The following is a 25,563-nucleotide window of genomic DNA, read 5'->3' as shown; positions in this document are numbered from 1 at the left end:
TCGGTCAGTCGGCCAGTCGGTCGGGGAGGCCGGTCAGGTGGTCAGGTGGTCGTCGTTCAGGTGGTCCGCGCCGGGACGCCGGGTCAGGTGGTCGACACCGGGACGCCGGCGGCGCGGAGCGTCTGGTGGGCGGTGGTGGACAGGCACAGCAGGGGACGGGCGCCGTCGAGGCCCAGGTCGCGCAGGTGCCGCGCCAGGGGATGGGCCGTCCGCCCGGCCGCCAGCCGTGCCCGCGGCGCGGGATGCGCCCGTCCCCGGCCCCGCGTCTCGACGCACGACCGCAGCGTGGTGCCCCCGTGGCGTGAGTAGCCGACCAGGTCACGGCCCTCGATCGGGACTCCAGGACCGAGGGGCCCCCGGAGGGTGAGGAGCCTGTCGTCCGGGCCGCCGACCACGACACGGGCGGAGCGCGCGGTGAGCCGGATGTCCAGGGGGGCGACGGACGGCCGGCGGCCCCAGATCTCCGGGGCCACGGCCGACACGGTGTCGGTGTCGACCACGGAGGCGACGGAGCAGCTGCCGGAGTGCCGGCGGTCCGCCCTCCGGAGCAGATCGGGCCAGACCCGGAACGGCTGCGGCCGCCACGGATCGTGCACGATGATCCCGAGGTCGACCTCGCGGTAGCCCCCCAGGCTGGTCCGCCGGTCCCAGGAGGCGTGGAGGGCGACGAGGGCACGCCCCGCGATCCGGACGGCGGGCCCGAGCCCGGTCTCCTCCAGCAGGGCCGCCGCCACGCCCGGGTCGGCGGCGAAGTAGGCGGTGAGGGCGGAGCCGTCCTGGCACCTGACCGGCAGTTCGAGCGCTCCCCGCGAGGTCGTCGCCGGATAGGTCGGCACGGTCAGGAAGGGGAAGCCCTCGGGGTGGGGGACGCGGTCGAACAGCAGGTAGGTCTGTGAGCGGGTGACCGGCCCCCGGTACGGCGTGAGCCGGTGGTCGATCCGGTCGCGGGCCTCGGGCAGGTCGTTGGCGATGTTGGCGGTGTAGTGCTCGATGCTGTGGCAGATCGGGAACAGGTGGGTCGAGTCGAAATAGTCCACCACGTACCAGTCGGGATGCAGGTCGAAGCAGTTGCCCGCGCCCTGCCCGTCCAGGGTGGGGATGATGTCGTGCTGGTTGGTGACGCTGGCGATCCAGGTCCGCGGGTCCGCGGGCCTCTTGAAGTCGACCGGCGATCCGACGGCCACGGCGTGGGTGACGGTGTAGCGGGCGCAGAATCCGGTGTCCTGCACCAGGTTCATGATCGCGGCACCGCCGGCGCTGTGCCCGATCAGGGCGATCTCGGCCCCCGGCGGGATGCCGAAGTCGTCGATGGCTTTGATCAGTGCGCGGCTGTAGGGGCCGCTGTCCAGTACGGCGCTGCTGAAGGCGCCGAGCAGATCCTGCGGGGAGTCGTTGTCGGGCCGGCCGGGTCTCATGCCGGGCACCTGGACGACATGGCGCACCACGCCGTCCGGGCCCGCCACGCTCTGGATGAGCATCCGCCCGGTCGTGCCGACGACGCCGATGTTGGCGAGGAAGTCGAGCAGCGAGCCCCGCGATCCCAGCCGCGCGGTCTCTGCGGGGTCCGGCTCCAGGCGGCGTGCGGCTCCGTCTCCCGTGTCGAGGACCGCTATGGCCCGGTTGCTCAGGCCGGTGATCGGATCGGCGCTGGCGTATCCCTTCCCGGTCGCGATCAGCCACGCGGCGGTGTCGTTGAGCGGGTTCTCGTCCAGCAGGGCCCGCAGGGCGAGAACCTCGCCGAAGATCGGGGCGAGCTCGCTGAGGGTGCGTACGGCGCCGCGGTCCTTCAGCAGGGCGCGCAGTGCCCGGACCGACTCGATGTCGCGGTCGGCGCCGACCGCTCCGATGAGCCTGCTCAGCAGCGGGTCGTCGAGCAGCTCCGGGTGGTTCAGGGTCACGGCGGTGATCCGCAGCCGCAGCGAGGTCGCCAGGATGAGGACGGCCAGGCTCTCGGCGCCCGCCATGCCGCCCAGCTTGGCCGCGAGAGCGCCCAACCGGCCGCCGGCGACCGCGTATCCGAGCCCGCCGCGGTCCGTCACCGCACGGAGCAGGGCACGCTGTGCCCGGTATCCCTCCGCCGGGGCGCGCGGCAGGGCGCCGAGCACGGCGCCGTCGGTGAGCGCCGCGGTGGCGTGGACGGACGCCTCCTGGACCGCCGACCCGATGTCGGCCAGCTCGCGGGCCGCGGCACGCAGCAGCTCCGCGACCGCGGCCGGGGCACTTTCGGCCAGGGCGCCCTCGGCTGCGGCACCTCCGGCCGGGGCGTCTCCGGCCGGGGGGCCCTCGGGTCGGGCACCTTTCACCGCGCCGCCTGCCAGGTCAGGCTCACCGGACGCGGGCGCGGGTCTTCGGGGACGTTGCGGTGGAGCACGTCCGACAGCGTCCGCGTGGTGGCGATGATCTTCATCCCGGCCGGGGAGAAGGTCGCGGCGTTGAACACCCGCGAGGCCAGCAGTGGATTGGTCAACGCCTGCGAGAAGGCGTCAATTGCGATGATCTTTGTGAGGAGCGGCGGCAGCATGGCCTCCGGGGCCCCCGGCTCCTCGGCGAACAGGCCGACGTACAGGTCCAGGTCGTCGACGCTCCGGTAGAGCTCGCGCAGTGCCTCGCTCACCCTCGGGTCACCGGAGACCTGATCGAAGCGGCGCACGCGGGGGAAGCGGCAGTGCTCGCGGTAGCCGTTGTAGGGGGCCAGCTTCAGTGCGCGCGAGTCGGCGATGCTGGCCACGTCGACCTCCCGCAGGACGGGGTCGGTGTTGAACAGGCCGATACGGCCGGCGCGCTGCCGAGAGGCGTCCTCGAAGAGCCGGCCCAGACCCGGCCCGGGGATGAGCGCTCCACCGATCATGGTCTCCGCCATCGGGAGCTCCCGGCCGCCCACGGACAGGGTGGAGGGGATCAGGCTGTGCCAGCGGTATACCAGGTTGAACTCCGCCGAGGCCCAGTTCTGCCGGTGCCAGGGCGCGTGGGCCAGCATGGCCGACAGCCGTGGGTCCAGGGTGAAGCGGAAGTGATACGGGGTGATGTGGTTGATGTATTCCTCCACCACCAGCTTGATGAGGAGGACGATGAGGATGTTGCGCGCCGTCTGGAACAGGCGCTCGTCGTCCCAGCGCGGATGGTGCCCGGCCAGCAGGCGTGCCACCCTGTTGTGCTCGCGCAGGAAAAGCACCGTGAGCATGGTGAAGCCGAGCTGGATGTTGCCCCGGTCGCTGCCCGTCGCGAACAGGGTGTCGCGCTGCGCATCGGTGAGCTCCGCGAAACGGATCGCACCGAGGGCGGAGAACTCGGATTTGATCTTGCCGTGCTCGCAGAGGTGGGGAGGGAACTCCGCGCCGTTGATGAGCTGGCTCTTGAGCAGTCCGCCGTCGAACGTCCGCAGGGCGGCGGTCGCCGTGTCGTCGAGCCCGTAGAGCTGGTTCAGGTCGATGTGGTGGTTGGAGCTGTTCTTGCGCGGATCTCTGGGGACGTGGGTGTCGCCGCGGAGGAACCCGTCGGTGAACCACTGGGCGAAGTAGGCGAACAGCACGGTGGACCGGGGACACGGGATCATGGTGTCGCCGCGGGTGAACAGGTCGGCGGCCCGCTCGGGGGTGGGCCGGCCGCTCCCGTCTCCCGCGGCCGGTGGCATGTGGCGCCCGTTGAACGTCCGGTCGGTCAGTGAGGCCCACGAGGTGTAGTCGGCCATGGTGCTCAGCGGCTCGGGCCGGGGCGGCATCTCGCGGATCGCGTGGTCGATCAGCGAGGCGTTGAGGCGTCGCCGTACGGGCTGGACGCGCTGGGCGAGGTCCCAGAGCGGACGCCCGTTGGTCAGCGCCAGGAACCTCAGCCGGTTGGCGGCGCCGTCGGTCGCGATGCTCCGCGCGCTCACTCTGGTGGGCTTCACCGTCACGCCCCCTTCCCCACCGGGCCGAGCCCCAGGACGTATCGGTCAGGGAAGATCCCGTGGGCGCGGACGATCACCCCGTCCGGCGGTGGGAGCGTGTGCAGACCGGGGCGGCGGAGCAGGCGGCGTACGGTTTCGCAGATGACGGCCCGGGCGGGATGCACGCCGAGGCACGCGTGGTGGCCGTGGCCGAAGTAGAGCCGGAGGTGCTCCGGCCGGTCGAGGCGGAAGTCGTCGGGCTCCTCCACCACGTCCGGGTCGAACATGGCCGAGGCCGGCGCGGCGAGCACGAACGTCCCCGCGGGGATGACCGTCCGGCGCGGGGTGCCGGCGGCCAGGACGTAGTCGCGCTCGCACAGCCGGGGGAGCAGTTTGAAGAACGGGCTGAACCGCAGCGCCTCCCAGACGTAGCGGTCGAAACGGGAGGGGTCGGGGTCGGCGGCGGCCTCGACGGCCTCCGCCCGCACCTGCGGGCGGAGCATGATCTGCTCCACCGCCTCCACCATGGCCCCCGGCCCGCTCTCCACGGATCCGAGGGGCAGCCCCGCCATGTTGATCAGCAGCCGCTCGTCGCCGACGCCGACCTCGGCCGGGAGGGCGGTGCGGAGCAGGCGTGTGAAGACGTCGTCCGGCAGTGGTCCCCGCCCCGCCGCCAGGGCGGCCCGGCGCTCGGCGAGCAGGCCGCGCAGGTAGCCCATCATCTCCTCGCCCGCGCGGACCGACTCGGCCTGGACCGCCGGGTCGCCCTGGAAGTTGGCGAAGCCGTCGGCGACGATGGCCCTCGTCCACCGTGACAGGGTCTCCGGAGTGGGCCCGGGGAAGCCGAAGTAATCTCCGCACACGCGGAGGGCGACGTGCCGGAACAGCTCGCCGACGGCCTCGATCCGTCCGCGCCGCGCCGCGGCGTCCAACGCCTCGTCCGCGACCCGTCCCACCAGTCCGCGCAGGTCCGCAACGTCCTGCGGGGCGAGCATGACCTGCATCAGCCCCTTTTCCCGCCAGTTCATCGGTGTCGCGTCCCTGCCGAGCATGAACGGCCCGCCCAGGGCCGCGTCCAGGCGCGGGCCGAAGGCCCTGACGGTGAAGGTCTCCTCCCGGGAGAGCACTTCGACGACATCGGCGAACCGGGTCACGACGGTGAACGCCGGCGTGATGAAGACCGGCCGCTGTTCGCGGAGCTCCGCGAACAGCGCGCGCCAGTCGGTGCGCATCCACCCCTGGACGAGGGCGGAGGCGGACCTCGGATCGCGCGCCACGGCCGCGTCGTATCTCGCCAGATGGTCGCCCGTTCTCTCCAGGTGGTCGCCCGCAGCCGACTGATCGACAGCACCCATGCCGTAGGACCCTCCGTCTCACGCGTGAACCGACCGCCGAAGCCGTGGCGGATGGAGAGCGTCACTTTCCGTAGCCATGACTCAGGTGGGCGTCACATTACCTCAGGATGGCTACCGAATGCATTGTTTTGACTCCCGTACGTAATCAAGACGTCACTTCCCGGCAAGTCCCGCCGCCCCGCCGTCCGGCCGTTGAATGGGTGGCCGGACCGTGCGCAGGCGGTCTCCGCCGCCGCGAGGGGGGCCGGCCGGTCTCCGCCGGCCGCGAGGAGACCGCCAGGAGAAGCGCCAGGAGACCGCCAGGAGAAGGAGGTAGCGTGACCACGTCGGCCTTCCCGCCGGGTCAGCCGGAGTCAGGTGCGGCCGAGACGGTGCCGGAGTCAGGCGCGGCCGAGACGGTGGCGGTCACGGCCGGGCGCCGCGCCGTCTATCTGGTCGCCCTCGTCATACTGCCGGTGCTGGCCCTGGCGGTCGCGGTCCCCGCCGTCTGGGGGTGGGGGATCGGTCCCCGCGACGCGGTCATCGCCGTCGTCATGTATCTGGTCAGCGTTTTCGGGATCGCCGTCGGCTACCACCGGCACTTCACCCATCGCGCCTTCAGGTGCCGCAGGCCGCTGCGGATCGCGCTCATGCTGGCCGGTGGGATGGCGCTCGAAGGCCCCGTCACGCTGTGGACGGCCGAGCACCGCCGCCACCACAAGTACGCCGACCGGCCCGGCGACCCGCACTCGCCGTGGCGCTACGGCGACAGCGGCCTGGCCCTGCTGCGCGGCATGGCGCACGCCCACGTCGGCTGGTTCTACACCGCGCGCCGCCGCTCCAGCCGGCAGCACTGGGTGCCGGACCTGATGGCCGATCCCGACGTCCGGCGCTTCGACTCCGCCTATCCCGCCGTCGCGGTGCTGTCGTTCCTGCTGCCCGCCGCGGTCGGAGGGTTGTGGGCGATGTCGTGGAGCGGCATGTGGACCGCCCTCTTCTGGGGCGGGCTGGTCCGCTACGCCGTGGTGCACCACGTGACCTGGTCGGTGAACTCCATCGCCCACACCTTCGGCGAACGCCCCTTCCGGAGCAGGGACCGCTCCTCCAACGTCCGGTGGGTGGCGCTGCTGACCCTCGGCGAGGGCTGGCACAACTGGCACCACGTCGACCCCGCCTGCGCCCGCCACGGGGTGCTCCGAGGCCAGCTGGACCCGAGCGCCCGCTTGATCCGCTGGTTCGAACGGGCAGGCTGGGCGTACGGCGTGCGCTGGCCGGACGCCGCACGCCTGACCGCCCGCCGCGCCGGGGCGGGGGCGGGCGCCGCCCCGGCGGAACCGGCGGAGCGGCGCCCCGGAGAGGCTCACCCGTGACAGACCGGTGAGGCTCGCATGACGCGGGCTGGAGGCCCGCCTGAGGCAACCGGGTAAGCCTCACCCGTGACCGCCCGGTGAGGCCCGTCCGGGCCGGGCAGGAGGCTATCCCCGCACCCCCGCCACCTCCTCCTCCCCGCTGACCTCGTCGTCATCGGTGACCAGCGCGCCGCTGAACTGCGCCGCGTACAGCCGGTGGTAGGCGCCCCGGGCGGCGAGCAGCTCGTCGTGGGTGCCGTGCTCGACGATGCGGCCGGCGTCCATCACCAGGATCAGGTCGGCGTCGCGGATGGTGGACAGCCGGTGGGCGATGACGAAACTGGTGCGGTCGGAGCGGAGCGCGGCCATCGCGTGCTGGACCAGGACCTCGGTCCGGGTGTCGACCGAGCTGGTGGCCTCGTCGAGGATGAGCAGGGACGGGTCGGAGAGGAAGGCGCGGGCGATGGTCAGCAGCTGCTTCTCTCCGGCGCTGACGTTGCCGCCCTCCTCGTCGATGACGGTGTCGTAGCCGTCGGGCAGGGTGCGGACGAAGCGGTCGACGAACGTGGCCCGCGCGGCGGCCTGGATCTCCTCCTCGGTGGCCCGGGGGTTGCCGTAGGCGATGTTCTCGCGGATGGTGCCGCCGAACAGCCAGGTGTCCTGGAGCACCATGCCGATGTGCGAGCGCAGGTCCTCACGGCGCATCGCGGTGACGTCGACGCCGTCGAGGGTGATCCGGCCGGAGTCCAGCTCGTAGAAGCGCAGGATCAGGTTGACGAGGGTGGTCTTCCCCGCGCCGGTCGGGCCGACGATCGCGACCGTGTGCCCGGGCTCGGCCACCAGCGACAGATCCTCGATGAGAGGCTGCTCCGGCTCGTAGCGGAAGGACACGTGCTCGAACTCGACGCGGCCCCGCCGGGAGGCGGGCGGCACCGGCTCGGCGGGGTCCGGGTCCTGCTCCTCGGCGTCCAGCAGCTCGAAGACCCGCTCGGCCGAGGCCACCCCCGACTGCAGCAGGTTGGCCATCGAGGCGACCCGGGTCAGCGGCTGGGTGAACTGCTGCGAATACTGGACGAACGCCTGGACGTCGCCCAGGCTCATCGTCCCGGTGGCGACCCGTATGCTCCCGACGACGGCGATGGCGACGTAGTTGAGGTTCCCGATGAACGTCATCGTCGGCATGATGATCCCGGAGATGAACTGGGCGCCGAAACTGGCCTTGAACAGCTCCTCGTTCCGGTCCTGGAACGCCTGCTCGACCTCCGGCCGGCGGCCGAACACCTTCACCAGCTCGTGGCCGGTGAACGCCTCCTCGATGTGGGCGTTCAGGGTGCCGGTGTGGGTCCACTGCGCGACGAACAGCTTCTGCGAGCGTTTCGCGACCTGCTTGGTGACGATCATCGACAGCGGGATGGTCACCAGGGCGATCAGCGCGAGCAGCGGCGATATCACGAACATCATCGCCAGCACGCCGATCACGGTCAGCAGCGAGGTCAGCAGCTGGCTCATCGTCTGCTGCAGGGTCTGGGACACGTTGTCGATGTCGTTGGTGACCCGGCTGAGCAGCTCGCCGCGCGGCTGGCCGTCGAAGAACCGCAGGGGGAGCCGGTTCAGCTTGTCCTCGACGTCGGACCGGAGCCGGTACACGGTGCGCTGGACCACGTCGTTGAGGATGTACCCCTGGAGCCAGGCGAAGATCGACGTCGCGACGTAGAGCACCAGCGCCCACATCACGAGCGTGCCCAGTGCGCCGAAGTCGACTCCGCGGCCGGGCACGACGTCCATCCGCGAGAGCATGTCCGCGAAGCTGTCGTCGCCCGCCGCGCGGGCGGCCGCGACCGCCTGTTCCTTGGTGATCCCGGAGGGCAGCTGCTTGCCGATCACGCCGTCGAAGATCATGTCTGTCGCCCAGCCGAGGAGCCTCGGCCCGATGACGGAGAGCACCACGCCGATCACGGCGAGGACGAGCACCACCGTGATCCTCGCGCGCTCGGGCGCCAGGCGCCGCATCAGCCGCCGCGTGGACGGCCAGAAGCTCATCGACTTCTCCACGAGCATCCCGGCCCCGGCGAAGGGGCCCCGCCCGAAGAGGCCGCCACCCGCCGGCGGGCGTGGCGTGGTCGTCATGGGCCGGTCGCTCATGCTGCGCTCCCCGCGGCTAGTTGGGACTCGACGATCTCGATGTATGTCGGGCAGGATTCCAGCAGCTCGTCGTGGGTCCCCATGCCGACGATCACGCCGTCGTCGAGCACGATGATCTGGTCGGCGCCGGCGATGGTGGAGACCCGCTGGGCGACGATGACGACGGCGGACTGGGCGGTGTAGGGGCGCAGGGCGGCGCGCAGCCGGGCGTCGGTGGCCAGGTCGAGAGCCGAGAACGAGTCGTCGAACAGGTAGATCTCGGGCTTGTTGACCAGCGCCCGGGCGATGGAGAGCCGCTGCCGCTGGCCACCGGAGACATTCGTGCCGCCCTGTGTGATGGGCGCGTCGAGGCCCCCGGGCATCGCCTCGACGAAGTCGCGGGCCTGGGCGACCTCCAGCGCCTGCCACAGCTCCTCGTCACCGGCGTCCGGGTTGCCGTAACGCAGGTTGCTCGCGACGGTCCCGGTGAACAGGTACGGCTTCTGCGGCACCAGGCCGATGCGCGTCCAGAGCATCTGGGGGTCGAGGTCGCGGACGTCGACGCCGTCGACCGACACCGTGCCGGAGGTGGCGTCGAACAGTCTGGGCACCAGGGAGACCAACGTCGTCTTGCCGGCTCCGGTGCTGCCGACGACGGCGGTGGTCTGCCCGGCGGAGACGCGGAAGGAGATGCCGGACAGCACCGGAGCCGCCGCGCCCGGGTAGCGGAACTCGACGTCCCGCAGCTCCAGCTCGGCACGGCCGTGCACCTGCCGTACGGGATCGTCGGGCGGGCGCACCGACGACTCGGTGCCGAGCACCTCGCCGATGCGCTCGGCGCAGACCGCGGCGCGCGGGATCATCATCGAGATGAAGGTGGCCATCATCATCGAGGTGAGGATCTGGATCAGATACATGAGGAAGGCGGTGAGGGCGCCGACCTGCATCTCGCCGCTGTCCACGCGGCCGGCGCCGAACCAGAGCACGGCGACGGCGGAGACGTTGAGGATCAGCAGCACGACGGGGAAGATGAGGTTCATCAGCTGCCCGGCGCGCAGCGCGGTCGCGGTCAGCGCGTCGTTCGCCCCGGCGAACCGGAGCGTCTCCTCGCCTTCCCGGACGAAGGCGCGCACGACGCGGATGCCGGTCAGCTGCTCGCGCAGGACCTGGTTGACCCTGTCGATGCGCTCCTGCATCGCACGGAACTGGGGGACCATGCGAGAGATGATCAGTCCGATCGACACCAGCAGCACGGGGACGCAGACCGCCAGGAGCCAGGACAGGGTGAGGTCCTGACGCAGCGCCATGATGATGCCGCCGATGCCCGTGATCGGCGCGGAGACCAGCATCGTGCAGCCCATCACCACGAGCATCTGGACCTGCTGCACGTCGTTGGTGCTGCGGGTGATCAGCGAGGGCGCTCCGAACTGGGAGACCTCCCGGGTGGAGAACTCGCCCACCCGGTGGAAGACCGCTGAGCGGACGTCCCGGCCGAATCCCATCGCCGCGCGGGCGCCGTAGTAGACCGCCGCGATCGAGCAGACGATCTGGATCAGGGACACGAACAGCATCCAGCCGCCGGCGGACAGGATGTAGCCGGCGTCGCCGGTGGCGACGCCCTGGTCGATGATGTCGGCGTTCAGGCTGGGCAGGTACAGCGAGGCCATGGTGCCGACGATCTGCAGCACCACCACGGCGGTCAGCGTCGATGAGTAGGGCCTGAGATAGGTGCGTAGCAGCCGGCTCAGCATGAGTGGTGCCCTCCGCTTGGGGTGTCGGAGCTGTTGGAGGTCTCCGGACCGCCGGTGGCGTCCGGATCGGGTGCGTCGTGCTCCGGACGCAGGCGGATGCCGTCCAGCAGCATGGAGACGATCTCCGCCGGTGACAGCGGGTCGTCCTCGACGAATCTGGGATGGCTGCAGGCGACGGTCAGCAACTGCAGCCGGCGTACGGCCTCCTGCGGACCGCAGCGCAGCCGGTCGCGGCCGGGCTCGATCAGGTCGATGAGTGCCCGCCGGATGACGGTGTTCTGGCCGAGCCGGATCTGGCGGTTGCGGCCGGCCTCGACGGCACCCCCGCACCCCAGGGCGTCCAGCAGCCGGAAGACGCGCGTTGTGCGCTGCTGCAGGATCTCGACCGCCGCGACGAGCCGGGCCTCCAGGGGGGCCGCGCGGTCGATGGCCGCCAGGTCGCGCAGGAGCGGGTCGGGGTCGAAGGCGCTGGCCACGGCCGCGTCCACGAGCTCGTCCTTGGTGGCGAAGACCCGGAAGATCGTCCCCTCCGCGACGCCGGCCGCCTGCGCGATCTGCCGGGTGTTGACGTCGGGGCCGTGGGCGAGCACCAGCGACAGCGTGGAGGCGATGAGCGCGGCACGACGCTCGTCCGGCGGGAGCGGCGCGGCGCGCTGGGAATGGGACGTCATGATCACGCGGATGACCCTACACGGTGAGTGAGTGAGTTACTCACTCATAAGGGTGAGCAATCCGTTTACAGGGGTGGGAGGTCCGGCGCCCGCGGCGGTCCGGTCGCTCCGCCGCCGGTGGGCATCGAGGTCCGTCTGGAGGCTAGTATAAATTTGCAGTCGACTTCAAATTTGCACTACGTTCAGCAATGGGCGGGCGGGTGTGGAGCGCGGGACCCGCCCGCCGGGCGGGGTGCGTCCGGGGCGGTGACCCGCCGGGCAGGCCCCGGCGCCCGCCGTCCGGAAAGGATCAGGACACCATGACGCGGCACGTCTTCCGAGTGATCATTCGGGGCAAGTTCGACCGGTTGGGCGACGCCGACCGGGCCGTGCTCCTCGACCGCCTCGACCGGGCCGACGGTCGGGACATGACCGTGAGCCCTTTCAGCGAGGAGGGCACCTTCGTCTACGACGAGACCCTGAGCTGGTTCACGTTCCGCTGCCAGGTGTCCGCCGACGCGGCGGGCGGCGAGGCCGCGGCCCGGCAGGAGGCGATCGCCCTCCTCGAGGCCCACGGCTACGGGTTCAGGGATCCGCGCCCGGCGATGACGAACATGAGCACCATCCCCATCCGCAGGAAGGGCCGCCGGGCGAGCTGACCTTCCGGGCGGGGGCGGGCCCGCCGCGCCGGTCCGGCCGATCCCGCGCCGCACCGGCCTGGCCGATCCCGCGCCGCACCGGCCCGGGCGGGCCGTGCCGTATGGCGGGCCGTGCCGTACGGCGGGCCGGTTTGACCTGCGGGTCCGTTAAGCCGGCGGGTGCGCAGGGTATGGCCGCCTTACGGACAAGGAGGTGCTTCGATGGCGCTCATCGACCGGGAATGCGTCCGGCGGCTGCTGGAATCACCGGACCCCGACGCCGCCCTGGTGTTCGTCCGCGGCGACTGCCTGGTCCTGGAGAAGGGGGAGATCGACGATGACCACCGGGCGCTGATCATCGCGCGCCGCCGGGACGTGGAGGACTTCACCGCCGGCGATGTGGTCACCGACGAACAGCTCGACGTGCTGGCCGACCGGCTCGACAACGTCGCCCGGGACATAGGGGTCTGAGCGCCGGCGGCTCACTCGGGGCCGGGGAACCTCTCGGTGCGGGCGTCGTAGTGGGCGCGGGTGGTCTCGATCTCGTCGACGTGCTCCTCGGCCCATGAGACGAGGAAGCCGACGGTGTCGAGCAGCGTGCGACCCATGGGGGTGAGCGCGTAGTCGACGCGGGGCGGCATGACCGGATACATGGTCCGGGAGATGATGCCGTCGCGCTCCAGTCCGCGCAGGGTGACCGTCAGCATGCGCTGACTGATGCCGTCGATGTCGCGCTTGAGCTCGTTGAACCGCTTGGTCTGGTCGCTCAACTGGGAGATCACATACAGCGACCATTTGTCCCCGACGCGGTCCAGGATCTCGCGGGCCCGGCAGGCGGCCCTGGTGCGCTCCGGGGAGGCCGTGCTGTCCATGGTTCTCTCCAGGTAACTAAATGAGGTGAAAGTGCCTTCTTGTCACTTTTGGTGAAGTGTCACCAGGATAGAGGCGGTTCCCCTTCGGAACCGACCTATCAAAGGGAACCGCCTTACCCCAGGTAACCCAAGGAGACACGATGACGACCAAGGCTGTCGAGATCCCCGGCTACGTCGCCGGCACGTGGGCCATCGATCCGACCCACTCCGAGGTGAGCTTCGTCGTCCGGCATCTCATGATCAGCAAGGTGCGCGGGCGCTTCCTCGCCTTCGAGGGCCGGATCGTCACCGGCGGCGACCCGCTGGAGTCGAGCGTGACCGCGACCGTCGACCTGGCCTCGGTCGACACCGGCAACAAGCAGCGGGACGACCACGTCCGCTCCGCCGACTTCTTCGAGGCCGACGTCCACCCGACCATGACCTACCGCTCCAGCGGGATCCGTCCCGACGGTGACGGCTTCCTGCTCGACGGCGAGCTCACCCTCAAGGGGGTGACCCGCCCGGTCCCGCTGAGGCTGGAGGTCAACGGGTTCGGCCCCGACCCCTTCGCCGCCGACCCCTTCGCCGGTGGCCGTGCCGGGTTCACGGCCACCGGGGAGATCAACCGCATGGACTTCGGCGTCAGCTACAACGGCCCCATCCCCGGCGGCGGCGTGGCCCTGAGCGAGAAGGTCCAGATCGTCATCGAGATCCAGGCGGTCCTCCAGACCGACGCCACCGCGTGACGACCTCTCGCGGGCGCCGGTCCCGCGCCGGCCATCCCGTGACGATCCCCCGCGGGCGCCGGTCCTGTGTCACCTCATGACGCGTCCCGCGGGTGCCGGACCCGGAAGCCGTACCCGCGGGGATGTGATCATCCCTGAGGGCGGGAGCGCCACCTGGCCAGGAGGTCCGCCTCCCGGTCCGGGCTGATCGTGGTGTCCGTCGAGAAGGACGCCTCGGACTCGTGGATCTCACGCACCGAACGGCCGAACGGACGCGGGCTGAGACCGGCCGCCGCGGCGGCGGCCGGATCCGCGGTGTTGACCGCCGAGTGCCCGCCGCCCTCCGACCAGAGCGGCAGCGACCGCCCGTCCTCTCCCTCGGAGCGCAGGAAGTCCTGCCCGACCCAGGTCAGCGTGGTCCCGGGCGGTCCGACCTCGGCCACGATCGCCTCCAGCATGTCTCCGAAGGAGAACGGCGGGGGCGGGCTGACCGCGTGGAAGGCGCCCGAACCCGCCTTCTCGGCCATGGCGATGATCCAGGCGGCCATGTCGCGTCCGTCGATCACCTGGATCGGGTCCGTGGGGTCGCCCGGGGCCAGGACCTCGCCGCCGCGTGCGATCCGGTTCACCCAGTAGGTGAACCGGCCCGTGTAGTCGTACGGGCCGATCACGTAGGTCGGCCGTACGATCAGGGTCCCCGGCCCGAAGTGCTCGACCGCGGCGCGCTCGCAGAGCACCTTCAGCGCCCCGTAGGTCTCGATGGTGACCGCCTCCGGGATCGGGCCGTCGAGCTCGACCAGCGGCGAGTCCTCGGCGAAGCCCGGCTCCTTCGGGACGGTGTAGACGGCGGTGCTGGAGACGAAGACGTACTGGCCCGTGGAGAGCGCGCCGGCCAGGGAGGCGATCTGCCCCGGATGGTAGGCGCTGACGTCGATCGTCGTGTCCCACCGCCGCTCACGCAGGACCGACAGATCCGCGTTGCGGTCGGCCCGCAGGTGCTCCGCCTCGGGGAACAGCTCCGGTCCCGTCTGCCCTCGGTGCAGCAGGGAGACCTCGTGCCCGGCCGCGATCGCGGCTTCGGTGATGTGCCGGCCGACGAACCGGGTCCCACCGATGATCAGAATGCGCATGCCCGTCATTTTCCTGCATAAGGTGCACCGGAATTAGTGAGGTATGCCGGAATTTTCTGGCACGAGGGACGCCTGGACCGGCCTTCCCTCCTTTCCGTTTCCGCGCCACCGCGGCTCCGCTCCCTGCTTTCCGCGCCGCGCCGCTTTCCGCGCCGCGCTGCTTTCCGCGCCGCGCTGACCTCCTCTTCCGCGCCGCCGCGATCTCTTCCACGCTGCCGTGACCTCCTTGCCCCCTTCCGCCGTGGAGTCGGCGCACCCTTTTCGCTGTGAAAGAGGACAACAGGTACGTTGGAGGTGTTCATCGCCGACTTCAGGATGGTCATCATGACGATCTGGCCAGAGGCGCGACCGTGCAGACCGCCTCCGGCCGCCGGGCTCCGTGACCCGAGCCCCCACGATCTCCACGTCGACCTGCTGGCGGCGCCCGCCCTGCTGAGGGTGAGCGGTGAGATCGACCGCAGGACCAGGAGACTCTGGGAGGAGACGCTGGGCGGACTGGTCACCAGGGGCGAGGACATGCACCTCGACCTCTCCGGGCTGACGTTCGTCGACGTCCGGGGGGCTTGGTTGCTGACCGAGGCCGCGCGTAGCCTTCCCGTCGGGAAAAAGGTGTTCCTGCACCACGCGCCCTACTGTCTGAGATCCGTACTCACCTTGATCGGACCGGACCCCTCCCCGATCGAAGTGGAGACGCAATGAGCACGACGGCGACCACCACCACGGTGGATCCGTTCGTCCACCCGGCGCTGTTCTACCGGGGAGCCCAGCAGTATCTCGACGGCACCGTGCCGTTCGTCCGCGAGGGCCTGGCGGCCGGGGAGCCGGTCGCGGTGGCCGTGCCCGCGCCGAACGTGGAGCTGCTCCGGGACGAGCTCGGCGCGGAGGCCTCCGGAGTGCGCTTCCTCGACATGACGCAGGCCGGCCGGAACCCGGGCCGCATCATCCCCGGGGTCCTGTACGCCTTCGCCGACCTCCACCCCGCCGGCAGGGTCCGCATCATCGGCGAGCCGATCTGGCCGGGCCGCTCGGAGACGGAGTATCCCGCCTGCGCCCAGCACGAGGCGCTGATCAACCTGGCGTTCTCCGGGCGTGCCGTCACCATCCTGTGCCCCTACGACCTCGACGGGCTCGACCCCTCGGTGATCGCCGACGCGGAGATGACCCACCCCCTCCTGGTGGACGCCTCGGGCTCGCGCCCCAGCCGCGACTACGCGCCCGAACACGTCATCGGCCATTACAACCGGCCGCTGCGCGACCCGGCGGACGCCGCCGCCCTCGGCTTCTCCGCGGGCGACCTGGGGCGGGTACGCGACTTCGTCGTGGGACACGCCGGCCGTATGGGACTGTCCGGAGAGCGGCTCGAGGACCTGCGGCTGATCGCCAGCGAGCTGGCGGCCAACAGCCTCGACTACGGCGGAGGCTCGGGGACCGTGCGTATCTGGTCGGAGAGCGGGCATGTGGCCATGGACGTCAGCGACGCCGGTCACATCGTCGACCCCCTTGCCGGACGCCGGCCCGTCGATCCCCGCCAGCGGGGATCCCGCGGCCTGCTCGTCACCAACCTGCTCAGCGATCTCGTCCGCGTCCACACCACCCAGGGCGGCACCACCGTCCGCGTATATTTCAGTGTTTGAACCGCCCCGACCGCACACGACCATCTGCACCATCTGTCAAAAGCCCGTGCCGGCGCCCCGTCACCCCGGCTCCCTCAAGGCCGGCGCGCGGCCATGCGGAAGGAAGCGATCCTGAGCCCAGGAGATGAGCGTCGCCTGCTGCCCACCAGCAGACCGGACGTCCTGAAATCCACCAGACAGGCCATGCCGTCCCCCGGCAGGCGCGGTGCGGCCCAGGCGGGAGCGTACCCGGCTCCGGCGGGAGCCCACGCGGTCCCGCCGGAGGCGTGCGCGGACCCGGACGGCTCGGCGCCGGCGGCCGATCCCGCCTTCGAGGGGATCATGGAGGTGCTGCCCGCCGCCGAGCGCCTGTCGGCCCCGACGGCCCGGGCGCAGGCCATGCTCGAGGTGATACCCGGGTCGGCGAGCTGGTCCGTGCCGATCCGTGACGCCTCGGGGGCGATCGTCGACTTCGTCATCCAGGCCGTGAGCCCGGAGGCGGAGGACGTTCACGGCCGGCGGGGCGGGGAGCTGGTCGGCCTGCGCGTCCGGCAGGACTACCCCTCGGTGCCGGACACACCGCTGTGGCAGGCGCACCTGCGTGTGATGGAGACCGGCGCGCCCGAGCGGTCCAGCCGGTACGAGCACGTCGAGGCCGCCGACGGCGTCCCGCACCGGTCGGACTACGTCGTGCGGCTCGCCCGCTACGACGGCGGCCTGCTGGCCACCTGGGTCCGAGACGACAGCGGGCAGCGGCTGGAGGAGGAGAACCGGTTCACCGCCCACCTGCAGAAGATCGTCATGCCGGTCCAGGAAGAGCCCTTCACCCTGCCGGGCCTGCGGGTGGCCGCCCGTTACCAGCCCGCCGAGACGGCGGCGTATCTCGGCGGCGACTGGTACCAGGCGATCGGTCTGGACGACGGCGACGTGCTGCTCGCCGTGGGGGACGTGGCCGGCAACGGGCTGGCCGCCGCCTCCGCCATGGCGAAGCTCCGCCACGCGATCACCGGGCTGGCCTTCGCCCGGCACGATCCGGCGGAGATCCTCACCGTGCTGAACCGCCTGCTGTGCAAGCTCCGGCCCGACGTGCTGGCCACCGCGCTGGTGGCCCGCTACCACCCGGCCGACCGCACCCTGCGGTGGACCCACGCCGGTCACCCCCCGATGCTCCTGGCCCGGGGCTCCCACGTGGAGCGCCTGCTCCACCCGGGCGTGCTGCTCGGCGTCTTCGAGGACGCCGCCTACACCTGCGGCACCGTACGGCTCAGGCCCGACGATCTCATGGTGATGTTCACCGACGGGCTCATCGAGAAGCGCGGCAGCGACCTCTACGAGGGCCTGGATCTCATGAGCGCCGCCCTGGCCGAGGCGCTCAGGCCGATCGCGCCCGCCTCCCAGGAGCGACTGTCGGCGGTCATGAACGCCATGGTGCCGGCCAACGCGGCCGACGACACCTGCGTCCTGGTCACCCAGGTCACCCAGGACGGTCAGATCGGCCCGCACGTCCGCGGGGCCGGCTGATGTCCGATCTTCACCTGGAGACGCCGGCGGCGCTGTTCACGGCCAGGGCCGCCGAGGGCGCGGCGGTCGTGGCGATCCGGGGAAGCTTCGACCACACGGTCCACGCCCTCGCCGCCGACTTCGTCGACCAGGTCTTCGCCGTGTTCGGCCCGCGTCTGATCGTGGACCTCACGGGTCTCGACCTCCTCGACTCCCGGGGCACCGGCCTGATCGTCAACTGCTGGAGGCGCGCGCTCAAGGAGGGCGGCCGGCTGGCACTGGTGGGGACCGAGCGCGGGGCCACGCGCATCCTGTGGATCACCGGTCTGACGACGCGCATCCCCGTCTACCCCACGGTCCAGGACGCCCTCGACGACCTGCCTCCTCGCACGTAGGCCCCCTCGTGGAAGGCCCCGCGGGGGCGGCGGGGCTCAGTCGCGCGGGTGGGGCGTGCGCGCGTCGCGGACGCGGACGAGCGTCCCGGCGGCGAACCCGGCGGCGGCGATCACGGCGAGGATGACGACGAGGTTGAGCCCGTAGTCCAGCGGCAGCTGGGAGGGGTTGTCGGCGCGCCGTCCGAAGCCCAGGACCATGGGCAGGGCGACGAGGGTGATCACCGCGCCGATCACCAGCGCCGCCCGGTACGGCCGGCGCATCCGGCGGGTCAGGACGCCCGTCGCGAGCACCAGTGGCACGAGCAGCAGGTCGTGCGCGATCAGGATCCCGCCGAACCACACCGCCCAGCTCAACGGCCGGGTCTGGTCGGCGTCGGCGAGCAGCCCGGCGAACCCCAGCAGGACCAGCCCGGCCCCGGCGGCGTAACCGGCCACTCTGTAACCGCTCACCCGGTGACCGTCCGCCTTCACGAGACCACCACCTTCGTGACCCACTTGGTCTGCATGACGCCGGGCCGGTCCGGCGCGATGAGCCTGAGCGGATAGCCGTGCTCCAGATGGAGCGTTTCGCCGTTGACGCGCAGGGCGAGCAGGGTCAGCGGATCGTTCCAGTGCGGTGGCCGCAGCTCGCTGGTCCGGTAGACGCCGGAGGGACGCTCCAGCGACTCCACCGTGACCAGGGCGTCGGGCGGGGCGCCCGCCACCAGGTCACGGAGCCGGACGCCGGTCCAGCGCGCGGACGCGCTCCAGCCCTCGACGCAGGCGATCGGCAGCTCGACCGTGTGCTGCGGCAGCCGTACCAGGTCCTGGTAGGAGTATTCCGCCTGGACCGCGCCGGTGACGACCAGCCGGTAGCCGGCGTCGACGGGCCTGACCCCGGCGGCCTGGGAGGTCCTGTTGACCGGCAGGCCCTGCGGCCCGATCGCCGGGTTCCGCGGCGCGATCAGGGCCAGCCGCCTCAGCGGGGCGAAGGCCTCACCGACGGTGAGCAGCACGGTCAGCCCGGAGGCCGCGCCGATGGTGAGCAGGAAGCGGCGCCGGGCCGGCTCCAGCGGGACGGGGATGGACCGGCGGACCTTGGACCATTCGGTGACGACATGGATGATCAGAGCGCCGTAGACGATGAACGAGGTCCAGTAGTGCGCGGCCGGGAAGAAGAACGACCAGGGGTAGGTGTAGGCGATGTTCAGCAGCCCGGTGAACAGCTGGAACAGCGCTCCGGCGACCAGCAGCAGGATGAGCGCGCGCTCGACCGCGTGCGCCGCGGAGCGGAACGGCGGCCACTGCCACAGCTTCGGGTAGACCGCCCACAGCTTGGCCAGCAGCAGCGGGATCGTGGCCAGGCCGCTGATGACGTGCACCCCCTGGGTGACGCGGTACAGCCCGACGGGCCGCGACGGCCAGTCCAGCCAGGGCGGCGGGTGCTGCATGAAGTGGCTGAACAGCCCGGTGATCAGGGCGAGGGTGAAGCTGATGCCCAGCAGCGCGCCGAGCCGGGCGGCCACGCCCTCCGAGCGCAGCCCGCTGGTGAACACCACCTTCTCCGTCAGCGCAGGCTTGTCGACCATCGTCCTGCCTCCTTCCACGAGTCTACGCAGGTGGATCCGTCGCGCCGGGGGACGCCCCGGACCGGTGCCCGGTCATGGGGCCGCTCCTGCCGAGGGGCCGGGGAGGGGGCCGCCCCGAGGAGGCCGGGGCATCGGGCCGCTTCCGTCCGAGGGGCGGCCCTGCCGCGGGGCCGGACCGGTGGCCGGGAGCACCCCCGCGCCGAGCCCGGCGAGCGTGGCGGCGAAGCGGGACGACGGCGCCTCGGACGCCACCGCCAGCGCGTCGTCGGCGGTGTCCACGTCCCGCAGGGGAGGCAGCATCTCCACCGACAGGCCCGCCGCGCGCAGCCGCCGCAGTTGGACGGCGCCGGTCGTGGGCCGGGACATCGGCACGCCGAGCAGGAGCGCGGGGTCGGGACGGCGCAGACCGAGCAGCCAGAACCCTCCGTCGGTGGCGGGGCCGAAGACGGCGTCGCAGGTGGCGAGCCCGGCCACCGCGGTGGCCAGCAGCAGTGAGCTGACCTGCGGGGTGTCCATGCCGATCAGGACGACGGGCAGCGGGCAGGCCCGGTGGGCATCGTCGAAGGCGGCGGCGAGCCGCTCGTCCAGGCCGGCACCCCGCTGCGGCAGCACGGTGAAGCCCGGCGGGAGCCAGGGCCCGGTGCCGCCGCGCAGCGCGATCACCCGGTGGCCTACCGGGGCGGCGGCCACCGCCCCCAGGGTGTCCGCCAGCGCCGCCGCGGCCAGGGCCGCGGCCTCCTCGGGGGTGAACGGCGGGGTGAGCCTGGTCTTGACCTGCCCCGGCACCGGCTCCTTGGCGATGACGACGACCTGGGCCCCACCGCCGCGGACGGCCCGGCCCCCGTCCTCCCGGGGGAGCCGCCCCTTCCGCGGACCGGCCCCGGCACGGGTGGCGTCCCGGTGGGCGGTCCTGTCGCGGCCGCCGGTCATCCGGCGCCGCCCGGCCCGCTCAGGACCCTGCGCATGTCGCCGACCGCGCGCAGCGTGCCGCGTACGGTGCCGGTCACCTTGGACCGTCCGCTGCGGGGCAGGTAGTCCACTCCGGTCTCGGTGATCCGCCAGCCTCGCTCGGCCGCCCGCAGGACCATCTCCAGCGGGTAGCCGAAACGCCGGTCGGTCAGGCCCAGGGCCACGAGGTCCGCCCGGCGGCAGGCCCGCATCGGGCCGATGTCGCGCAGCCGGGTGCCGGTGCGGCGGGCCAGCCGCCAGCCGAGGAAGGCGTTGCCCAGCCGCGCGTGCAGCGGCCAGGCGGCTCCCGGGCCGGCCATCCGCCTGCCCAGGACCAGGTCGGCCCGGCCCGAGGCGACCGGCCCGGTCACCCGCGGGAGCTGGCCGGGGTCCAGCGAGGCGTCGGCGTCCATGAAGCACACCACCTCGCCCGTCGCGGCCAGCAGGCCCGCGTGGCAGGCGGCGCCGAACCCGCGCCTGGGCTCGCTCACCACCAGCGCCCCCAGCTCGGCCGCGACCCGTGCCGATCCGTCCGTGGAGCCGTTGTCCACCACGATCGGGCGGTAGCCGTCCGGCATGCGTCCCAGCACCCACGGCAGGGCCGCCTCCTCGTCCAGGCACGGGAGCACCACATCGATCTCCATGCTTGCGACGCTACGGCCGGCAGGGCCTGTCAACCCTTACGGAGTGGTGACGTGTCGCGGAAAAATAGCAGGTCAGACCTAATGTGAGTGTGTGATCAAACAGTCTCGGCGGCAGGCCGGGGGCCCGCCTGCGGCCGGTGGCCCGCCCCGGCGGGGCGTTGGAAGGCGCCTGTCCGCGGCCGGTGGCCCGTTCCGGCGGGGCGCCGACTCCGGTGGCCGCCGGAGCCGGGCGGCGCTCGCCGTCTGGGCCGCGCTCGTCGTCGCGGCGTTCGCGGCCGGGGCCGTCCTGCGCGCCCGCGGCGAGCTGCCCATCGACCGCCTGCCGCCGCTGCACGGGCGGCTCCGCACGCCGACGGCCGGGCTCCTGCCGCCCCTGCTCCTGGCCGCGGCGGCGGTCGCCGTACTGCCCGGCCTGGCCGTCCGGCTCCGCTTCGGGCAGGCCCTGGCCGTGGCGTACGGCACGGCCCTGGCGTGGACGGTGCTGCTGGCCGTCTCCGGCGACGGCCTGGCCCAGCCGTTCACCAGCCGCTACGAGTATCCGGCCGTGCTGCCCGCCGTGGGGGACGACCCGCTCGGCTGGCTGGCCTCCTTCACCGAGCGGCTCCCCGGCTACCCCACCCACGTGCGGGGCCATCCCCCGCTGCCCGTCCTGGTGCTCTGGGCCCTGGCGGAGGCGGGGCTGCCCGGGCCGTTCTGGGCGGCGGTGCTGGCCGTCGCGGTGGGATGCTCGGCCACCGTGGCCGTCGCGCTCACCGTCCGGCGGCTGGCGGGGGAGGAGAGCGCTCGTCTCGCCCTGCCGTACCTCGCGCTGACCCCCGCCGCGGTCTGGATCGCCACGACCATGGACGCCTTCTTCGCCGGGGTGGGCGCCTGGGGCATCGCCCTGCTGGTGTCCGGGGGCGGGGGCCGGGCGCGGGTGCTGTCCGGTGCGGCGGCGGGGGTGCTGCTGGGGGCCCTGCCGTACCTCAGCTACGGGCTCGTGCCGTACCTGCTGATCCCGGTGGTCGCCGCCACGGTGGCGCGGATCTCCCGCGCCACCGTGGTCGCCTGCCTGGCGGGGGCGGCCGCGGTGACCGCGGCCGCCGTCGCGGGCGGCTTCCTGTGGCCGCTGGGGGTGCTCGCCACCCATGCGGAGTGGGCCGCCGACCCGGGCGCCGCCCGGCCCTACCTCTACTTCCTGGCCGCCAACCTGGCGGTGCTGGCCCTCCTGACCGGCCCCGCGACCGCCGCCGGGCTGGCGCGGACGCCGCCCGGAGGGGTGCGCGCGCTGGTCGCGGCGGCGGTCGTGGCCGTGCTCGCCCTCGACGTCAGCGGGGTGACCAGGGGAGAGGTCGAGCGGATCTGGGTGCCCTACGCGGTCTGGATCGTCCTGGCCGCCGCGTCGTCGCCCGGCCGGTGGTGGCTCGCCGCCCAGGCCCTGACCGGGCTCCTGCTGCAGGGGCTCGTCGGCTCCCCGTGGTGAGGTCCGCCGCCCGGTCAGCCCAGCGGTGCGGTGGAGAACTCGGCCATCCCGGCGGCGAACGGCACCGCGGCGCGGAAGCCGAGCTCCGCCGCCGCCCGTCCCGGGCCGGCGACGATGTGCCGCACGTCGCCCAGCCGGTATTCGCCGGTGGTCACCGGTGCCGGGCCGCCGTGTCCGGCCGCGAGGGCCGCGGCCATCTCCCCGACCGTGTGCGGCTGCCCGCTGGCGACGTTGTAGGCGGCCAGCGTCCCGGGGGCCCCTCCGCCGAGCGCCACGAGGTTGGCCAGCGCCACGTCGCGCACGTGCACGAAGTCCCGGAGCTGGCGGCCGTCCTCGAACACGCGTGGCGCCCGGCCCGCCTCCAGCGCCGACCGGAAGATCGCCGCGACCCCGGCGTAGGGGGTGTCGCGCGGCATCCCGGGCCCGTACACGTTGTGGTAGCGCAGCGCGACGGCCGTGCCGCCCGTCTCCCGCGCCCAGTTCGCCGCCAGGTGCTCCTGGGCGAGCTTGGTCGTGGCGTAGGCGTTGCGCGGGTCGGCCGGGGCGTCCTCGCCGATGGTGACGGGGCCGACCGGCAGCGCGCAGTGCGGGCAGCGCGGCTCGAACCGCCCTCGGGCGAGGTCGCGCTCCGCTCTCGGGCCCGGCCGCACCCGGCCGTGCGCCGCGCACTCGTAGGCGCCCTCGCCGTACACCACCATCGACGAGGCGAGCACCAGCCGCCCGACCCCGTGCCCGGCCATGGCGGCCAGCAGCGTGGCGGTGCCCAGCACGTTCGCCGAGGCGTAGTCCGGGAGGTCGGACACGTCCACGCCGAGCCCCACCTTCGCCGCCTGGTGCACCACGGCGCCGACACCGCCCAGCACGCGGTCCAGCGCCTCGCGGTCCCGGACGTCGCCGCCGGTCCGCAGGTCGAAGCCGATGACCTCGTGCCCGGCCTCCTCCAGGGCGACGGCCACATGGCCTCCGATGAACCCGGCGGAGCCGGTGACCAGTGTCCTCATGCGGCCGACGCTATCCTCGCCCGCCGCCGAGGAGCGCGGACGCGGCCGCGGCTTCCGCACTCCGTAAGGACTGATCCGCCACGGCCGGGCCTCGCGAGGCCGGCCCGAGGGGCGGCGGATCACTCCCCGCGGATGCCGCTGATCAACCGGACCAGCTCGGCCCGCAGGGTCTCGGGGTCCTCCACCCGGTCGGCGATGATCCGTTCGGCCGAGTCGCCGGCCAGGAGCGAGGCATACGTCTGCTCTCCCCGCGGGGTGCGGGTCACCATCACGCGGCGCCGGTCCGCCGGGTCGCGCCTGCGGCTGATGTGGCCCTCGCGTTCGAGCCGGTCGAGCACCGGGCGGATCGTCTGCTCCTCGACGTAGGTGCGGGCCGCGAGCTCCCGCTGGGTCCGGGGGCCGTCGTCGAGCGCGTTCAGGGTGAGGAAGCCCGCGTGGGTGAGGCCGTGCCCGGCGAGCACGGCGTTCCACTCGCGCTCCACCAGGCGCGCGGCGACCAGCAGGAGGCGGCCGGTCGGCCAGGACGCGTGGTCGTCCATGAAACTCCATCTGCCGCTGCTCGGACGGGACCCTGGGGTCACGCTATCCGAACGGAGCCAAGGGGGCCTGGTGGTGGCCCGCCGCCCGGCCCCGGTCCCGTCTCCGCCGCGGGCCGGCTCCCGGTCCCGTGTTCTCGGCGGCGCGGTCGCCGGTCCCGGTCCTCTCGGGTGAGCCCGGCTCAGGTGAGCCCGGCGGACTCGCACGCGGCCCGGAGGTCGGCCGTGCAGATCTCCTCGACCCTCCAGAGGCCGTCCTTGACCACGGTGTTCTCGATGTTGTCCTTGGTGACCACGATCGGCTGGACGATCTGGGCGGGGATCGAGGACGAGGTCCCGTTGGCCACGGTCCCGCCGCCGTCGGCGTTGCCCGTTACCGTCCTGCCCGAGCCGAGGTCGACGGCCATCTGGGCGGCGTTGCGGGCCTCGGGCCTGATCGGTTTGTAGACGGTCATCGTCTGGGTGCCCAGCAGGACGCGCCGGATGGCCGCGAGTTCGGCGTCCTGGCCGGTCAGCGGCGTGCCCTTGGCGATCCCGGTGATCCGCATCGCCCGGGTGGCGCCGCCGGCCATGCTGTCGTTGGCCGCGTACACCCCGATGACCCGCTCCGGGCCGAGCGTGGCGAACGCGCCGGCCGCCTCGGAGGCGGCCAGGTCGGGGCTCCAGCCCGGGATGTCGTACTCCCCGCCGATCACCACGTGGCCGTCGAGGACCGAGTGGACGCCCTTCTTGAAGTCGCCCGCGTTCGGGTCGGCCGGTGAGCCGTTGATCATCACGATCGGCCCCCGCCTGGGGTCGCCCTCCGCCATGAGGGCGTCGAGCAGGGCCTGGCCCTGCATCTTGCCGATCTGGACGTTGTCGAAGGAGGTGTAGGCGTCGATCGGCCCGCCGGCCAGGCGGTCGTAGGCGACGACCTTCACGCCCTGCTCCACGGCCCTGGACACCGACGGCGCGATCGCCTTGGCGTTCACCGCGTCCAGGATGATCGCCTTGACGCCGTCGCCGAGCATCGAGTCGAACTGCCGACGCTGCCGGTCGGGATCCTGGCCGGCGCTGCCGTAGACGACCTGGCACCTGGGGCAGAGCGCGGCCACGCTCTCGGTGATGTAGGGGCGGTCGAACTTCTCGTAGCGCGTCGCCTCCGTCCCCGGCAGCAGCAGACCTATCTTGAAGCCCTCGGCCACGGCGCGGCTGGGAGCGGAGGCCGTCTCGTCGGATCCGGGCCGCCCGATGACCCCGCAGGCCGTCAGCCCGAATGCCGCGACGACGGCCACCCCGCCCGCCGCCAGGCGAGCCACCGCTCTCTTCACTGCGAACCCCCGAAATTCCACCTTTAGCTATGAAACCGGGCATTTAGTGTAATTAGCGGCAGCCGTACCCGGCGCGGGGGACGCGATGCCCGGCGGGTCCCGATCCTGGTGAGCTCTTGGTCCACCGGCGGTCCCGCTGGGGAGCGCTTTTCCGGCAGCGGGGCGGAGGCCG

24 protein-coding genes are annotated in these 25,563 nt (G+C 72.5%); 9 read left to right on the top strand and 15 right to left on the bottom strand.

Features of this window, described 5'->3' with window-relative positions:
- Nucleotides 1–83: 83 nt before the first annotated feature.
- The 3 genes from ACZ6R6_RS18060 to ACZ6R6_RS18050 are packed head-to-tail and all read right to left on the bottom strand — an operon-like array spanning nt 84 to nt 5,220.
- Nucleotides 84–2,303, bottom strand: a complete 2,220-nt coding sequence (locus tag ACZ6R6_RS18060; protein ID WP_470094656.1) for a hypothetical protein — start codon at nt 2,301–2,303, stop codon at nt 84–86.
- On the bottom strand, nt 2,300–3,886 hold the full coding sequence (locus ACZ6R6_RS18055; protein WP_470094654.1) for a peroxidase family protein: 1,587 nt from the start codon (nt 3,884–3,886) through the stop codon (nt 2,300–2,302). The genes ACZ6R6_RS18060 and ACZ6R6_RS18055 overlap by 4 nt, the downstream gene beginning before the upstream one ends.
- Before the next feature lie 2 nt (nt 3,887–3,888).
- Nucleotides 3,889–5,220, bottom strand: a complete 1,332-nt coding sequence (locus ACZ6R6_RS18050; RefSeq protein WP_470094652.1) for a cytochrome P450 — start codon at nt 5,218–5,220, stop codon at nt 3,889–3,891.
- Between the two features lie 317 nt (nt 5,221–5,537).
- On the opposite strand from ACZ6R6_RS18050, the gene ACZ6R6_RS18045 reads away from it, so the two are divergent.
- Nucleotides 5,538–6,569 (top strand): acyl-CoA desaturase, encoded by a 1,032-nt coding sequence (locus ACZ6R6_RS18045; RefSeq protein WP_470094650.1) that lies wholly within the window; start codon nt 5,538–5,540, stop codon nt 6,567–6,569.
- Between the two features lie 105 nt (nt 6,570–6,674).
- On the opposite strand, the gene ACZ6R6_RS18040 is transcribed toward ACZ6R6_RS18045, so the two are convergent.
- Genes ACZ6R6_RS18040 through ACZ6R6_RS18030 form a run of 3 tightly spaced genes read right to left on the bottom strand, consistent with a single transcriptional unit; the run spans nt 6,675 to nt 11,091 of the window.
- The gene (locus tag ACZ6R6_RS18040; RefSeq protein ID WP_470094648.1) at nt 6,675–8,690 is read right to left on the bottom strand and encodes an ABC transporter ATP-binding protein; all 2,016 of its coding nucleotides are present in this window, start codon (nt 8,688–8,690) and stop codon (nt 6,675–6,677) included.
- Nucleotides 8,687–10,420 carry an ABC transporter ATP-binding protein gene (locus ACZ6R6_RS18035; RefSeq protein ID WP_470094646.1) on the bottom strand — a complete coding sequence of 578 codons (1,734 nt, stop codon included), beginning with the start codon at nt 10,418–10,420 and terminating at the stop codon, nt 8,687–8,689. The genes ACZ6R6_RS18040 and ACZ6R6_RS18035 overlap by 4 nt, the downstream gene beginning before the upstream one ends.
- Nucleotides 10,414–11,091 (bottom strand): TetR/AcrR family transcriptional regulator, encoded by a 678-nt coding sequence (locus tag ACZ6R6_RS18030; protein WP_470094894.1) that lies wholly within the window; start codon nt 11,089–11,091, stop codon nt 10,414–10,416. The genes ACZ6R6_RS18035 and ACZ6R6_RS18030 overlap by 7 nt, the downstream gene beginning before the upstream one ends.
- 299 nt (nt 11,092–11,390) lie before the next feature.
- Here ACZ6R6_RS18030 and ACZ6R6_RS18025 point away from each other — a divergent pair, with 299 nt between their 5' ends.
- Both ACZ6R6_RS18025 and ACZ6R6_RS18020 read left to right on the top strand, forming a co-directional pair.
- Entirely contained in the window at nt 11,391–11,729 is a 339-nt protein-coding gene (locus ACZ6R6_RS18025; protein WP_470094644.1) for a DUF6204 family protein, read from the top strand.
- A 201-nt stretch (nt 11,730–11,930) separates the two neighbouring features.
- A complete protein-coding gene (locus tag ACZ6R6_RS18020; RefSeq protein WP_470094642.1) occupies nt 11,931–12,179 on the top strand; it encodes a hypothetical protein in 249 nt (82 codons plus the stop codon).
- An 11-nt stretch (nt 12,180–12,190) separates the two neighbouring features.
- Here the strand turns inward: ACZ6R6_RS18020 and ACZ6R6_RS18015 are convergent, their stop codons facing one another.
- The gene (locus ACZ6R6_RS18015) at nt 12,191–12,580 is read right to left on the bottom strand and encodes a winged helix-turn-helix transcriptional regulator (protein WP_470094640.1); all 390 of its coding nucleotides are present in this window, start codon (nt 12,578–12,580) and stop codon (nt 12,191–12,193) included.
- A gap of 140 nt (nt 12,581–12,720) precedes the next feature.
- Here ACZ6R6_RS18015 and ACZ6R6_RS18010 point away from each other — a divergent pair, with 140 nt between their 5' ends.
- Nucleotides 12,721–13,305 carry a YceI family protein gene (locus tag ACZ6R6_RS18010; RefSeq protein WP_470094638.1) on the top strand — a complete coding sequence of 195 codons (585 nt, stop codon included), beginning with the start codon at nt 12,721–12,723 and terminating at the stop codon, nt 13,303–13,305.
- A 128-nt stretch (nt 13,306–13,433) separates the two neighbouring features.
- Here ACZ6R6_RS18010 and ACZ6R6_RS18005 read toward each other — a convergent pair whose 3' ends face one another.
- Nucleotides 13,434–14,414 (bottom strand): NAD-dependent epimerase/dehydratase family protein, encoded by a 981-nt coding sequence (locus ACZ6R6_RS18005; RefSeq protein WP_470094636.1) that lies wholly within the window; start codon nt 14,412–14,414, stop codon nt 13,434–13,436.
- A 294-nt stretch (nt 14,415–14,708) separates the two neighbouring features.
- Here ACZ6R6_RS18005 and ACZ6R6_RS18000 point away from each other — a divergent pair, with 294 nt between their 5' ends.
- The 4 genes from ACZ6R6_RS18000 to ACZ6R6_RS17985 all read left to right on the top strand — a co-directional run bounded on the left by ACZ6R6_RS18000 (nt 14,709) and on the right by ACZ6R6_RS17985 (nt 17,922).
- The gene (locus ACZ6R6_RS18000; protein ID WP_470094634.1) at nt 14,709–15,113 is read left to right on the top strand and encodes an STAS domain-containing protein; all 405 of its coding nucleotides are present in this window, start codon (nt 14,709–14,711) and stop codon (nt 15,111–15,113) included.
- Nucleotides 15,110–16,048: an anti-sigma factor RsbA family regulatory protein gene (locus tag ACZ6R6_RS17995; RefSeq protein ID WP_470094632.1), complete on the top strand. Its 939-nt coding sequence runs from the start codon at nt 15,110–15,112 to the stop codon at nt 16,046–16,048. The genes ACZ6R6_RS18000 and ACZ6R6_RS17995 overlap by 4 nt, the downstream gene beginning before the upstream one ends.
- Before the next feature lie 93 nt (nt 16,049–16,141).
- Nucleotides 16,142–17,548, top strand: a complete 1,407-nt coding sequence (locus ACZ6R6_RS17990) for a PP2C family protein-serine/threonine phosphatase (RefSeq protein ID WP_470094630.1) — start codon at nt 16,142–16,144, stop codon at nt 17,546–17,548.
- Nucleotides 17,548–17,922: an STAS domain-containing protein gene (locus ACZ6R6_RS17985; protein ID WP_470094628.1), complete on the top strand. Its 375-nt coding sequence runs from the start codon at nt 17,548–17,550 to the stop codon at nt 17,920–17,922. The genes ACZ6R6_RS17990 and ACZ6R6_RS17985 overlap by 1 nt, the downstream gene beginning before the upstream one ends.
- A gap of 36 nt (nt 17,923–17,958) precedes the next feature.
- Here ACZ6R6_RS17985 and ACZ6R6_RS17980 read toward each other — a convergent pair whose 3' ends face one another.
- From ACZ6R6_RS17980 to ACZ6R6_RS17965, 4 genes are all read right to left on the bottom strand, one after another.
- Complete coding sequence (locus ACZ6R6_RS17980; protein WP_470094626.1) at nt 17,959–18,372, bottom strand: hypothetical protein; 414 nt, start codon at nt 18,370–18,372, stop codon at nt 17,959–17,961.
- A gap of 17 nt (nt 18,373–18,389) precedes the next feature.
- The gene (locus ACZ6R6_RS17975) at nt 18,390–19,490 is read right to left on the bottom strand and encodes a molybdopterin-dependent oxidoreductase (protein ID WP_470094624.1); all 1,101 of its coding nucleotides are present in this window, start codon (nt 19,488–19,490) and stop codon (nt 18,390–18,392) included.
- A 72-nt stretch (nt 19,491–19,562) separates the two neighbouring features.
- Nucleotides 19,563–20,420: a TIGR04282 family arsenosugar biosynthesis glycosyltransferase gene (locus ACZ6R6_RS17970; protein ID WP_470094622.1), complete on the bottom strand. Its 858-nt coding sequence runs from the start codon at nt 20,418–20,420 to the stop codon at nt 19,563–19,565.
- On the bottom strand, nt 20,417–21,082 hold the full coding sequence (locus tag ACZ6R6_RS17965) for a glycosyltransferase family 2 protein (RefSeq protein ID WP_451930984.1): 666 nt from the start codon (nt 21,080–21,082) through the stop codon (nt 20,417–20,419). The genes ACZ6R6_RS17970 and ACZ6R6_RS17965 overlap by 4 nt, the downstream gene beginning before the upstream one ends.
- Before the next feature lie 91 nt (nt 21,083–21,173).
- On the opposite strand from ACZ6R6_RS17965, the gene ACZ6R6_RS17960 reads away from it, so the two are divergent.
- Nucleotides 21,174–22,544 (top strand): hypothetical protein, encoded by a 1,371-nt coding sequence (locus ACZ6R6_RS17960; RefSeq protein WP_470094620.1) that lies wholly within the window; start codon nt 21,174–21,176, stop codon nt 22,542–22,544.
- Between the two features lie 14 nt (nt 22,545–22,558).
- Here ACZ6R6_RS17960 and ACZ6R6_RS17955 read toward each other — a convergent pair whose 3' ends face one another.
- From ACZ6R6_RS17955 to ACZ6R6_RS17945, 3 genes are all read right to left on the bottom strand, one after another.
- A complete protein-coding gene (locus tag ACZ6R6_RS17955; RefSeq protein WP_470094618.1) occupies nt 22,559–23,545 on the bottom strand; it encodes an NAD-dependent epimerase/dehydratase family protein in 987 nt (328 codons plus the stop codon).
- Nucleotides 23,546–23,664: 119 nt separating this feature from the next.
- Nucleotides 23,665–24,084, bottom strand: a complete 420-nt coding sequence (locus ACZ6R6_RS17950) for a MarR family winged helix-turn-helix transcriptional regulator (protein ID WP_470094616.1) — start codon at nt 24,082–24,084, stop codon at nt 23,665–23,667.
- Nucleotides 24,085–24,263: 179 nt separating this feature from the next.
- The gene (locus ACZ6R6_RS17945) at nt 24,264–25,379 is read right to left on the bottom strand and encodes a sugar ABC transporter substrate-binding protein (RefSeq protein WP_470094614.1); all 1,116 of its coding nucleotides are present in this window, start codon (nt 25,377–25,379) and stop codon (nt 24,264–24,266) included.
- Nucleotides 25,380–25,563: the final 184 nt, after the last annotated feature.

Source organism: Streptosporangium sp. NPDC048886 (assembly GCF_055586905.1).
The sequence above is the reverse complement of the archived record's forward strand: the minus strand, read 5'-3'. Positions and strand labels throughout refer to the sequence as shown.